The following is a 12,335-nucleotide window of genomic DNA, read 5'->3' as shown; positions in this document are numbered from 1 at the left end:
TCGGTTGCTGCCCGTCGTGATTGGGCTACATCCCGCCAACACCGGGGAACGTGACAACGCAACGTGCCACGCTACCCGATTGCATGGCGTTGAACCCTTCGTTGATGTTGTCCAGGGAGATACGCTGCGAGATTAGCTCATCGAGCCGCAGTCGGCCCTGCATATAGAATTCGACCAGCCGGGGAATGTCGAGGCTCAGGCGGTTCGATCCCATCATCGAACCCTGGATGCGTTTTTCACGTAGGAAGTCGAGGGCGGGTAGTTCGATCTTCGCATCTGGTCGGAACAGGCCGATCACCGTGGCAACGCCGGCCGGCGCCAGCATCGCATAGCACTGCTCAGCGGTTTCCTTGAGTCCGATGCATTCGAATGCAAATTCGACACCGCCGTTCGTCAGCGACATCACCTGCGCCACGGCATCACCTTGGCTCGCGTCCACCACATCTGTTGCGCCGAACTGGCGTGCCATCTCGAGCTTGCTGGGCAGGCGGTCCACGGCGATGATGCGTGCGGCACCGGCGATTGCAGCGCCATTGATGACAGACAGCCCAATTCCGCCGCAACCGACCACGACCACGGTGCTGCCAGGCTGTACTTTGGCGCTATGGAAAACCGCGCCGGTGCCCGTGATGACGGCACAACCGAGCAGTGCGGCACGGTCCAGCGGCATGTCGTCGCGAATCTTCACCAGCGCGTTCTCGTGCACCAGAATCTGCTCGGCAAAGCCTGACAGGTTGAAGACCTGGCTAACCAGCTGATCGGGATTGCCGGCCAATCGCAGGCGATCGGCCTTGCCGGGTGGCAGCTTGACATCCGGGTTCTGACATAGCACCTGATGACCGGCGGAGCATATCTTGCAGTGTCCGCAGTAGACTGACAGGCAGCCCACTACGTGGTCGCCAGCCCTCAGGCCTGAGACCTGTGAGCCGACCGCCTCCACCACCCCCGACACTTCATGGCCCAACACGGCTGGCAGTGGCAGCGGATAGATGCCGTGCAGCATATGCAGATCGCTGTGGCACAGTCCCACGGCTGCCGTGCGTACTCGCACCTCATGCGGCCCCGGTTCGCCGATGTTGACCTCGCGAATTGCCAGGGGAGCGCCAATCTGTTCCATCACCGCCGCTTTCATTGTTTGTCTCCTGTTGTTGGATACCACGACGAATACCGGCGCGGCCGCGATGCGGCGCTGCGTCGGTGATACTCAGAACATGCGTATGGGCTCTGGTGCGTCGCTGCTCGGATCGCCTTGGCCGCCCAGATAGCGGTCCAGCATGCGCGTCAGCCGATGAGCGAGCTTTGGGTCGTGCAGGCTAGTTCCGGAAGCCACATCGAGCACGATGCTTGTCAGCGCGCTGATGACCAGCTTGATGACGGCCCGAATTTCGTCGTCTGCCCAGTTGGCGCGCTCGACGCGGACCTGCCTGGCCAGACACGGCACCATCAGATCCAGAATGCGCTGGTTAGCTTCTCGAATCGGTTGCCAAATCGGATCGCCGGTAGGCACGTGCCGAAGATAGGCCGCGAACAGTCCTGCATGTTTGCGGAACGTGTCGACATAGAAACCAACGATGCGCTCACAGATGGCGTGCGCAGGGCCGTCGTGCCAGACTGGATCACTGGCCATCTGTGCATCTAGACCGCCGCGCAGTTCGGCAAGCGTCATGTCCAGTACCAGTGCGCAGAACGTTTCCTTGTCGCGGAATCGCGCATAGAACGCACCCACCGATGTGGAGGCGGCTTGCGTCAGTTCTGCCAGCGAAAACCCGGTCACGCTGCCTGAAGCATTCATTAGCACTTGACCCGCCTTCAACATAGTGCGCAGGCTCGCCTCGCTGCGACCCTGGCGCGGCGGTCGCAGGCCATCGGAAACGGCAGTCACGGTCAGCGCATTCATACGTCGAAGGTAACGGCGAGCGGGCCGTCACCCCGCGGATGGGACTGGCAGGTCAGGATCCAGCCAGCCGCGAGATCGTCTGCGTTGAACACGTCGTTACGCACATGCGCAACCTTTCCTTCCACGCATTTGGCCGCGCACGAACCACAATATCCTTCCTCGCATGCGTAGGGTACATCGAGACCCGCTGCTAGCGCCGCATGTAGCACCGACTGGCCGCCATCCACACGCAGCACGTGAGTAGTGCCACCCAGCGTTACTTGCGCGTCGCATGCAATGTCGGAGTTCAGCTCGAGGTCAGCCGCTTCGACACTGGAGGCCGGCGCCGCGTCGAATCGTTCGACATGTACGCGGCCTGTCGGGATTCCAGCTAGGTCAGCCGCCTGTTGCACGGTCGCCATGAACGGTGCGGGGCCGCAAAGATAGAGTTGGAATTCGCCCGTCGTGGCGAACAGCGCCGCCAGCGCGTCTGCATTCGGAAAGCCGTCGCGCGCGTCGTAGTGCATCACCAGCGTCAGGCGATGCGAATGCGCTTCCGCTAGATTGTCTATAACTTGCCGGAAGATGACGCTTTCAATATCGCGATTGGCGTAGTAGAGCGTGATGTTGCGCTGCGTCGTGGCAAGCGCGGAACGGATCATCGAAATCACGGGCGTAATGCCGCTGCCTGCAGCGCAGAACACCAGCGGCATGTCGGTCCCATCGCAAACGAAGCGTCCCGTCGGCGCACTGACGTCGAGCATCGTGCCCTGCTTGACGTGGGCATGGAACCAGTTCGATGCCCGGCCCCGTGCAATGCGCTTGACGGTGACTACGAGTGGCCCATCTGTTTCAGGCGAGCTGGACAGCGAGTAGCTTCGGCTCAGGGATTCCCCATCCACGTTAACCCGAAACGTCAGGTGTTGCCCCGACTTGTAGCGGAACATCGCCTGCAAGGAATCCGGCACGAAAAGCGCGTAGGAATGCGCATCTTCGGTTTCCTTGATCACTTCGGCCACGGCCAGCTGATGGAACTGCATGCGTTGTCTCCCGGCTCGGCGGACCTGTATCGGACCTTGCGTTAATCAGAAACAGAATTATGCTTCTGTTTATAGCCGGAGCATCGAAGGAAGACAAGGCCGATAAACCCGCCTCCGGCATGGCAGGCTCGCGGTACATCGGCCACCCCATCAGAGGATGCCAAAGGAGACGTCAATGACATCGCTGCACCGTTACACGCTGCCAGTAGTACAAACCGGTTGGAGCATCGGTAGCCAGGTGGCCACCGAATTCAACTGGGAGTATGACGACGACACGTCGAAGCTGCTCCAGCTTTACGAGACCAGCAAGAAGCAGCAATGGAACGCAACGAACCGAATCGACTGGTCCCAGGAGCTCGACCCGGAGAATCCACAGGAACTGGATGACCGGATGATCCCGATCTACGGCACGCCGCTGTGGGACAAGCTGAGCGAAAAAGACCGAATCGACGTGCGCGTTCACCAGCAGGCGCATACGCTGTCGCAGTTTCTGCACGGCGAACAAGGCGCGCTGATGGTTGCCGCCCGCATCGTGCAGATGGTGCCGCAGATGGACGCCAAGTTCTACGCGGCCACGCAGACCATGGACGAAGCTCGCCACGTCGAGGTGTACTCCCGTCTCCTGCATGAAAAGGTCGGTGTGCTTTACCCGATCACCCCGGGGCTGAAATCGCTGCTGGAAACCATCCTCGCCGATTCGCGCTGGGACTTCTGCTACCTCGGCATGCAAGTGCTAATCGAAGGGTTGGCCTTGGCCGCGTTTCAGCGTATTCGTGACTATTCGAAGAATCCGCTTGCGGCGTCGGTCAACGCGTACGTGATGCAGGACGAAGCGCGTCACGTCGCGTTCGGCCGGACCGCGCTGCGCGGGTACTATCCGCAGCTGACCGCCGCCGAACAACGCGAGCGCGAGGACTTCGTCATCGAAGCCTGCTACCAAATGCGTGACCGGTTCGACCAGAAGGAGGTATGGAGCCGGCTGGGTCTCCCGGCCGACGAATGTGCAAAGGCAGTGCTGGAGTCGGAGAACATGAGGATGTTCCGTCATCGCTTGTTCAGCCGAATCGTGCCGACGGTAAAGGACATTGGCCTGTGGAGTCCGCGCGTGCAGGAAGCGTTCACGGCCATGGGGGCCATCGAGTTTGCCAACGTCGACGTCGAGGCCCAGTTCGCACAGGATCAGAAGGTGGCCGAAGAATTCGATGCGCGCCGCCATGTGGCGGACACCATCACCGCGGTGCAAGGCACAGGCCACTAAGCGACTTCCCTCGCACCTGGCCGGCGCTTCGGCGCCGGCCTCGTCGCCAATTACAGGTCGCGACGGGCAGCTCTCTTGGATGTGGGCTCGGGCACGCCCAGGTAGCGATTCATCATGCGTACGAGGTGGGTTTCGATAGCATCATCGTCCAGATGTAACGGTCCGGGGTCGTTCAGCAGAACATTGGAAAGCGTGCCGACCAGGAATTGCATCGCTGCCCGCGATTCGAACTCCGCTGCTTTGGCTGTGCGGTCCGTCAACTGAGCCGCCAGCCACGGCACGGCCAGCCCGATGATGCGCCGATTGGCCATGCGCATGGGATTCGTCTCTGGATCGCGCACGGCGTAGTGCCGCAACGAACCGCGAAACAGTCCGCGATTTTGCCGGAATTGCGTGACGTAGAAGTGCACGATATGCGCGACGATGGCGTGCGCCGACGCGTCCTGCCAGACCGCGTCTGTCGCGATGGACGCCCGCGTGACGGTCTCGGCTTCGGCGAGCGCCACTTCCAGTACGTAGTTCAGGAACGCTTCCTTGTCCTTGAATCGGCTGTAGAACGCGCCGATGGACGTCTTTGCCGCTGACACGACATCCTGGAGCGAAATGTCATCCAGATTGCCGCGCTCCTCGGCCAATGTGCGACACGCGGCCACCATCTTGGCCAGGTTCTGCTCGCTGCGCGACTGCTGCGGTGGCCGCACCATGCCTTTCGTCGGGCGTGGCGTTGCCGGGGGGGCAGCCACATCCGCGGTGGAGCGAGACCGGGCACGAGGCTTGGGCTGGACAGCAGATTTCGAAGACGTGGACATGACGCAATGGCAGGACCTGACGGTATCAGGGTGCATTATGCTGCAAGTCCGCTAATCGCCTCGGTAAGGACAAGCGAGTCCCCAATGATTCGATATGGATGGGTGTCCCCTTGGAGCGGCTCGCTGCACCTGCCGTTGGCGCTCACGGTACCGAGCTACTGATTCGCGGTGAGTATCAACCGAGTCGAATGCGGAATTGGCCCACGCTCGGATGGGTCGATATATTGGCGTAAGTGATGTAGTAGGTTTTATGCTTTCGATAGCGACGGTATCTTTGGAGCATCGTCGGAGAGCGGTTCAATGGCAATGCTACGGAGACGGCATGATTCAAGATCCAAGGAAACTGGAGGAGGTCCGGGCACGGGTCAACTCACAGCCGTTCACGACTCTTCTGGGCGCTGAAGTGATTGCGGTAGGCGAGGGCTCTTGTGAGTTGAAGGTGCCGACGCGTGATGATCTGAAGCAGCAGCATGGATTCTTACATGGCGGCGTCGTTTCCTATGCCGCAGATAACGCGCTGACAATCGCGGCCGCCCTTGCAATGGACGCACCGGTTGTAACGTCGGAGATGAAGATCAACTATCTCCGGCCGGCCATTGGCGACTATATCGTTGCGAAAGCCCAGTGTTTGCATACGGGGAAGACCCAGGCGGTAAGCCGCTGTGATGTGTTCGTGGTATCTGCTGAAGGGGAAAAACTCTGCGCGGTTGCGCAGGGAACCATCGCTAAACTGGCACGCCCGTCGTCAGATCGCTAACTAGCAGACAGGTGGAACCTGGTCGGAAACGGTGACCTACTCGGCAGCCGCCAGTGGCAGCGTGCACACTTTAGCGGCCGAGCCTTTCACGAGCGTAGCGGACGAACTCTTTCAGCGCCGGGTCGTCGTTCGACTGGGCCCAGACAAAATATGCAACCGATCGGACTTTCGAAGGCGTGAGATTCAGGAACCGGATGCCCTCCATTGAAACGTTGCGGAACGCATCCGGCAGAATCGCGATACCTACTCCGCGGGAGATAAGCAGGAGCGCGGTGAGCCAGTGTGTGACATGGTGCCGTACCCGGGGCGAGAATCCTGCCTCACCGCACAGCGCGGTCACGCTATCGTAATAGCCAGGAGACACGTCCCGGGTGAAGAGAATCATGTCTTCGTCAAAGAGGTCACCAGTCTCGATTCGGTCTAAGCCCGCCAATGGGTGATTTTCTGGGACGCAGGCTACAAACGGTTCGTCCCCGATGATCATGGACGCCATTCCAGTAGGCAGTACCCCTGCGTGAAGAAATCCCCCCGCGAGCTGTCCGTGCGCAATGGCGGCGATTTGGTCGGCCGAACTCATTTCTCGAAGCGACACGGTGACCCGGTTTGCCTCGTCACGATATTGCTCGAGTGTCTCGGGAAGACCGCGCAATACCATCCCCCCCACAAAGCCTAGCTTGAGGAGTCCGCGCCGGCCCGCACCGACTTCGCGCGCCACCGCGCATGCCGCTTCCAGCTGTCCGAGTAGTCGCACTGCCTCTGGATAGAAGGCAGCGCCCGCTGAGGTGAGGGCGACTGCTTTGGTACTTCTCTGAAAGAGAGACGTTCCAAGCTCCTCTTCGAGCTGCTTGATCGCGGTACTTAGCGGGGGCTGCGAGATGGCGAGGCGGTCGGCGGCCCTGTGGAAATGCAGTTCCTCTGCCAGCGCGACGAAGTATTTGAGGTGTCGTAGCTCCATCCTGGGACGATATTCTCGGCGAATCAACGGAGTCAAATTTTCAATTGGACCGAATCAGTGCCTCAACCTAAAAATTGCAATTGAAGGCGACGAAGGTCAGCCTCTTGCGCAAGGGGTAATGGCAGCAGGCGAACCTGCCTTCTGTGATGTGCATTGGCGAAGTGCTCACACATCCTCAAACCGCAGCTACGGAAATTGTCGTCCGCGGAGACGACTTGCCGGACTAATAGCACCAAAAAAGCTGGACCGCACCTCGGCTACTTACGGGCTCGCTTCGCATAAAAGGGCGGGCGATGCATAAGACTCGCACCTGAAGCCGCACAACCTTCATGTTCTTGAATCGAGATATCCAATGTCCAATTTGAAAGATCTTTCTACTGTGCAGAACAATATCCCCGACAGCATGGGGATCAATCTTTTCACGGCAGATGCAGACCTACTTCCACTGCTGTCGCTCTATCTTTCCCCAGAACTGTTGTCGCATTTGACGCCACACCTTCAACGGCTGGGCGGTCTCGCGGGTGGGCACCTCGAGAAGCTAGCTGCTCGTGCTGACAAACATCCCCCTGAGCTCGTGGTACGGACGCGGCAGGGCAATGATTGCAGCGAGGTCGTCAAGGACCCTGCATACCAGGAGTTGGAGCGATGGGCATTCTCCGAATTTGGGCTGGCCGCAGCCTCTCACGTCCCGGGAGTGCTCGGCTGGCACGCACCGTTGCCTCCCGTCGCCAAGTACACCTTGTTTTACCTCTTCAGCCAGGCTGAATTCGGCCTGACCTGCCCGGTGAACATGACCGACTCGTTGACGCGTACTCTCAAGAAGTACGGTAGCCAGCAACTGGTCGAGGAGTATTTTGGTCGGCTAACGTCGCTTGATGCGGACACCTATATCCAGGGAGCGATGTTCATGACCGAGCAAGGAGCCGGCTCGGACATTGCACAGACCGCGACCATTGCTCGTCGACACGGAGACGACTGGCAGCTTTTCGGCGACAAGTGGTTCTGTTCGAATGCGAGTGCCGAGGTCGCTATGGTCTTGGCTCGACCTGACTACGCACCAACAGGAATGGCGGGTGTAAGCCTGTTTCTTATGCCGCGCGTCAAGCGCGACGGCAGTCCGAACGATTATCGCATCATCCGACTCAAGGACAAGCTTGGCACGCGGTCGATGGCCAGTGGTGAGATTCGATTCGAGGGCGCGGAAGCCTATCTCATCGGAGAGGTTGGTAAGGGCTTCCAGCAAATGGCAGAGATGGTCAACAGCTCTCGCCTTTCCAATGGCGTCCGCTCCGGGGCGCTGATGAGAAGAGCGCTGACTGAGGCCAACTATGTGGCGGCAAATCGCCAAGCCTTTGGCCGTTCGTTGGCTAATCTCCCGCTCATGAGTCGTCAGCTTGAAAAGATGGCGCTTCCCACCGAGCAAGCGCGCTCCTTCGCATTCCAAGTGGCGGCCATGCTTCAACGCGCAGATAGCGGCGACGAGGTGGCAAAGAAGGCGGTTCGAATCATGACGCCTCTTATCAAGTTCCGTGCATGCCGCGACGCGAGAAAAGTCACCAGCGATGCAATGGAGGTGCGTGGCGGGTGTGGCTACATCGAAGAGTGGACCGAGCCGCGACTGGTTCGCGAGGCGCTTCTTGGCTCGATTTGGGAAGGCACCAGCAATATCGTGGCGCTGGATGTCTATCGCGCATCGGCAAAGGAAGGGGCTCTCGGCGCCTATGCAAGTCATCTCTCAATTTTGCTCGAACAAGCCCCGCCGGAAACTCAGAACGGTCTCCGACTGACCTTGAATGAAGTGCTCGACTTCGCCGAGCGAGAAATCTCAGCTAAGAATGAAGGTGCCGCGCGTGACGTGGCATCTGCTCTCTACAACATTGGTACAGCGGTCATTTTCGCATGGGAGGCCTCGTTTGACGGCATGGCTCATCGCATCAAATATGCGAATGCGGTGGTAGCCCATCGTGTGGAACCCCAGCTTTCACGCCTGCGCCGGATAGTGTGATCCGAATTCAGCACCCTTTAGAATAAAGCGAGGAGACAAAATGAATCAGCCCCGAACGCTCGGCGCAACGCGCCGGAACGTCATGGTTGCAATGATGCTTTCGATACCAATCGCCGTTTCGGCGCAGTCTGATACCGGCTTTCCAAGTCGATCATTGACAATGGTCGTGCCGTTTACGGCTGCTGGCCCGACGGACTCTCTGGCGCGGGTTATCGCCGCAGCGATGAAGAAGCCGCTCAACCAGTCGGTGGTCGTGGACAATCGAGCTGGTGCGGGTGGAAACATCGGCGCGCAGTATGTTGCAAGGTCAAAGCCTGATGGGTACACGATCCTCTTCGGAAGCTCGGGTCCATTGTTGATTAACACCAGTCTGTACAAAAATGCGGGATTCGACCCAATCAGGGATTTCACTCCTATCCAGTATGTCGGGGAGATTCCTAATGTCCTGGTAGTCAATCCAGCGCTACCAGTACACTCGCTGAAAGAACTAGTGACCTACTGTCAGCAGCGCGAGGGTCTCACATATGCCTCGTCGGGCAACGGTCAAACCAATCACATGGCGGGGGAGATGTTCAACAAGAAGATCGGTGCTCGCCTGACTCACGTGCCTTACAAGGGAACCGCTCCCGCGCTTAACGATTTACTGGGCAACCAGGTAACGATGATGTACGTGGACGTGCTTTCGGCGGCTCCGCACATCAAGGCCGGAAAGTTGCGAGCTTTGGGGGTGGCATCGCTCGGCCGATCGCGAATCTTGCCTGAGGTTCCCACATTCCGGGAGCAGGGCGTGCCTACACTTGAGCAGGGGGTGGCGTTTGGCATAGTCGCCCCCGCCGGCCTCCCGAAGGATGTCCTGAGTAAGCTTGCGACAGCGACGCGGGAGGCAATTCAATCGGCTGAGGTGCAGGAAAATTTCGCTAGGCTCGGCGTAGAGACGACGACTAGTGGGCAGCAGACCGACTTCGGCAGTTATATGCGCTCTGAAGTCGGAGTCTGGCGGCAGATTGTTATGACAACCGGTGCGAGGATCGACTGAGCAACTCATTGGGAGCGGCGGCAGGGCGAGTCGCAAACTGTAGCTACTGCCGCACGGGTAATGTTTGTATCCGAGCTTGGCTTTCCTGATGCCGGTTGGATTGCCGCTGAGAAGTGCGCGACGTAAAAGCTCACGCCCAGACCTGGAGGAAGCCGGTGTGGTTTGCATCCGCTTCCCGAGCAACGCTCTGCGACAAGTTGACTCGCGTTAGCTGATGCGTCCGGTAGGCGACGACAGTCTGTCGTAAATAGCGCTGTCGGGAACCGCCGGCATGCCATATCCCCTTGATTTAACGTAAAAGCGCAGCCTGAAACCTCGCAGAGGATCGGGCGTCTAAGACGCGAACCTCCCGAGGGCTTTAGCACGTCTTAGTCTACCCAGGGAGCTTTACTTCTTTCCCGGCGTAGAGTTGATTCGTAGGCCTGAGATTCATACGATTCGAGAATTGGTTTTCGAAGATTAGCGAATCTGATGTAATGATCTGTGTGTATGTGGGAGTTCAGGCTATCCATGTCTTCCCACATTTCATATACAAACATTTCTTGCTCGTCTTCTAACGATGGATAGTGTGAATAGGCAAGATTACCGGGCTCATTTCTAGTGTTGATCACATTGTCCATTACGAAAGACAACAGCTCCTGTCTTTTTCCTGATTTCAACCGATACTTGACGGATACGATGATGGGCATAGGGACTCCTGAGTGAGCGCAGAACGAGGATCGGCGCGCGAAAATCCATTTGGTTACTTTGCCGAGATATGGTTATCGTCGATGACCTTCTGCCAGCGGCGTTGGTCTTCTTCCAGGAACGCCTTCAACTGAGCAGGTGTTCGTGGAGGTGGAACGACCAAATAGTCGCGTACCGCAGCGGCTTGCAGGGCTTTGCTGTTTCGTAGATCGGCGAACGCCTTTGTTAGGGTTGCTCGGGTCTGAGGGTGCAGCCCAGTGGGGGCTGACAGCGAGTACCAGATGGAGGAGCGAAAGCCCGGGATGGTCTCGGAGATGGTCTCAACTTGAGGGGCCTCCTTGAGGCGCACATCCGTCCCCACGGCGACAGCATTGACTTTTCCGCTCAAGATATAAGGAAGCGCGGTGCCTAGTGCATTGATGCTTACGTCCACGTCGCCCGCGAGCACAGCGTTCATTGCCTGACCCGCGCCAGGGTAGGGTATGGGCGTCATTTCAAATCCCAACTCGTTCTGAATCTTTCGCATGGGTAACGTCAATACGCCACCGACTGAGACGGACGAATAGTTAAGTCCGCCTTGTTTCGTCCGAGCGACCGAAGCTAGTTGGCGTAGAGTACTCACCTTGAGTTGAGGACGGGCGACGATGACGATCGGCGATTCTGCGAGTACAGAAAGGATCTCAAGATCCTTATTTGGGTCATAGGGAAGGTTCTTAACCATCAGGGGATTGATGGACAGCGGAGTGTTCGGCGTGAAGAGAAGCGTATAGCCGTCCGGCTTCGAATTGACCACCGTCTGGGTACCTATGATGGCCTCTGCACCGGGCTTGTTGACAACGACAACCGATGTTTTCAAGCTGCCAGTCAGTTCTTCAGCTATACGCCGCGCAAGAATGTCGGCGATGCCGCCCGCGCTGTAGGGAACGACTATTTGGATTGGGTGCTCCGGATAGGCCGCGTGGAGGAGGGTGCACTGTAGTAACAGAAGGACGGCTAGCAGAATCTTCTTCATCTTGCATGTCTCCGAATATTGTCGTTGCTGAGCGACATTCTGCGAAGACGAGTCTGAAAAGACCAATACCGATTTTGTAGTTGTCTATTCTTTCGACGTATCGTTGACGCATGCGCGCGTCGGCAACTTCTGTCACGACGAAGCTAGAATGACGAGCGCTGCGAAGATGTCTTAGTCTGGGCCGGACACGCCGTAAGCTAGCCGAGTACGCGCTTCGACGTACGGCGAGAGCATTGCAAAAGTACTTCTTTCAGAGGATGGCTGGAAACCTGGCTGCAACGAGCCGCGGGTCCTGGCAGAACGAATGGAACAGAAAACCGATACGAAACGATCTTATGTGAACGCCGGTGAAGCTGGGACCGAAAAGCTCCGACGGATCGATAGAAGGTGTTTGATTGTGGCCGATATATGCCTATTGGCCATGATCGTGGTCCATGACGCTGACCACGTGAGGCAGGCAGTCAACTGGTGCTACACGATTCCGCTATCTGTCTGGATAGTGAATGTGTTGGTCTATGTTCCCGGTCTGCTGTCGCTATGGTTAGCCTGGCATTGGCGGACCATTGCAGCGTTAGCTACTTGCGTGTCCGGGGTGCTGATAGCAGTAGCCTTCGCCAAAGTTCACCTATGGAAGCCTTTTCTTCCAGTGTGGGGAATTTGGAATGAGTCGTTTCTGGTGCTGGGTGTGGACGCAATATCTTGGTCGATTCTGACCCTTACCGTGTTGGTGGGGGTCGGCGTGTCGTTGGCTGGCGCCTTTGTAGCGGGCAGAATTTCGCACCTAAGCCAATGAACAGCGGTCGACTGGACTGCCTGGCAGAAATCTGGCGCGAACCGCCAGGCCTCTGCTAAAGGGGCAAGCTTCCGGTCTCAGAGAAGCGCGGAAAGTCGGCCGAGCGT

At 58.2% G+C, this 12,335-nt stretch carries 12 protein-coding genes; 5 read left to right on the top strand and 7 right to left on the bottom strand.

Annotated elements, in window-relative coordinates; translation table 11 throughout:
• Positions 1-25: 25 nt before the first annotated feature.
• From A9J21_RS12735 to A9J21_RS12725, 3 genes are all read right to left on the bottom strand, one after another.
• Positions 26-1,132 carry a Zn-dependent alcohol dehydrogenase gene (locus A9J21_RS12735; protein ID WP_066736085.1) on the bottom strand — a complete coding sequence of 369 codons (1,107 nt, stop codon included), beginning with the start codon at positions 1,130-1,132 and terminating at the stop codon, positions 26-28.
• A gap of 72 nt (positions 1,133-1,204) precedes the next feature.
• The gene (locus A9J21_RS12730) at positions 1,205-1,897 is read right to left on the bottom strand and encodes a TetR/AcrR family transcriptional regulator (protein ID WP_066736084.1); all 693 of its coding nucleotides are present in this window, start codon (positions 1,895-1,897) and stop codon (positions 1,205-1,207) included.
• Positions 1,894-2,916, bottom strand: a complete 1,023-nt coding sequence (locus A9J21_RS12725) for a ferredoxin--NADP reductase (protein WP_066736082.1) — start codon at positions 2,914-2,916, stop codon at positions 1,894-1,896. Before A9J21_RS12725 ends, A9J21_RS12730 begins: the two co-directional genes overlap by 4 nt.
• Positions 2,917-3,091: 175 nt before the next feature.
• Here A9J21_RS12725 and A9J21_RS12720 point away from each other — a divergent pair, with 175 nt between their 5' ends.
• Positions 3,092-4,174: a ferritin-like domain-containing protein gene (locus A9J21_RS12720; RefSeq protein WP_066736079.1), complete on the top strand. Its 1,083-nt coding sequence runs from the start codon at positions 3,092-3,094 to the stop codon at positions 4,172-4,174.
• 50 nt (positions 4,175-4,224) lie between these two features.
• Here the strand turns inward: A9J21_RS12720 and A9J21_RS12715 are convergent, their stop codons facing one another.
• Positions 4,225-4,878, bottom strand: coding sequence for a TetR/AcrR family transcriptional regulator (locus A9J21_RS12715; protein ID WP_066736078.1), 654 nt, complete (start codon positions 4,876-4,878; stop codon positions 4,225-4,227).
• A gap of 427 nt (positions 4,879-5,305) precedes the next feature.
• Between A9J21_RS12715 and A9J21_RS12710 the strand changes: the two genes are divergently transcribed.
• Positions 5,306-5,740, top strand: coding sequence for a PaaI family thioesterase (locus tag A9J21_RS12710; RefSeq protein ID WP_066736076.1), 435 nt, complete (start codon positions 5,306-5,308; stop codon positions 5,738-5,740).
• A 70-nt stretch (positions 5,741-5,810) separates the two neighbouring features.
• On the opposite strand, the gene A9J21_RS12705 is transcribed toward A9J21_RS12710, so the two are convergent.
• Entirely contained in the window at positions 5,811-6,695 is an 885-nt protein-coding gene (locus A9J21_RS12705; RefSeq protein ID WP_066736074.1) for a LysR family transcriptional regulator, read from the bottom strand.
• 352 nt (positions 6,696-7,047) lie between these two features.
• On the opposite strand from A9J21_RS12705, the gene A9J21_RS12700 reads away from it, so the two are divergent.
• Together A9J21_RS12700 and A9J21_RS12695 are read left to right on the top strand one after the other, a co-directional pair.
• Positions 7,048-8,700: an acyl-CoA dehydrogenase family protein gene (locus A9J21_RS12700; RefSeq protein WP_066736072.1), complete on the top strand. Its 1,653-nt coding sequence runs from the start codon at positions 7,048-7,050 to the stop codon at positions 8,698-8,700.
• 40 nt (positions 8,701-8,740) lie between these two features.
• Complete coding sequence (locus A9J21_RS12695) at positions 8,741-9,736, top strand: tripartite tricarboxylate transporter substrate binding protein (protein WP_066736070.1); 996 nt, start codon at positions 8,741-8,743, stop codon at positions 9,734-9,736.
• 368 nt (positions 9,737-10,104) lie between these two features.
• Here A9J21_RS12695 and A9J21_RS30965 read toward each other — a convergent pair whose 3' ends face one another.
• A complete protein-coding gene (locus A9J21_RS30965) occupies positions 10,105-10,425 on the bottom strand; it encodes a putative quinol monooxygenase (RefSeq protein ID WP_082926390.1) in 321 nt (106 codons plus the stop codon).
• 53 nt (positions 10,426-10,478) lie between these two features.
• Entirely contained in the window at positions 10,479-11,435 is a 957-nt protein-coding gene (locus A9J21_RS12690; protein ID WP_066736068.1) for a tripartite tricarboxylate transporter substrate binding protein, read from the bottom strand.
• Positions 11,436-11,739: 304 nt separating this feature from the next.
• Here A9J21_RS12690 and A9J21_RS30960 point away from each other — a divergent pair, with 304 nt between their 5' ends.
• A complete protein-coding gene (locus A9J21_RS30960) occupies positions 11,740-12,228 on the top strand; it encodes a hypothetical protein (RefSeq protein WP_197497498.1) in 489 nt (162 codons plus the stop codon).
• The last annotated feature ends 107 nt before the right edge of the window (positions 12,229-12,335 follow it).

This window comes from Cupriavidus sp. D384 (assembly GCF_001652915.1).
Taxonomy (GTDB): Bacteria; Pseudomonadota; Gammaproteobacteria; order Burkholderiales; family Burkholderiaceae; genus Cupriavidus.
This window is presented reverse-complemented; position numbering and strand designations above follow the sequence as displayed.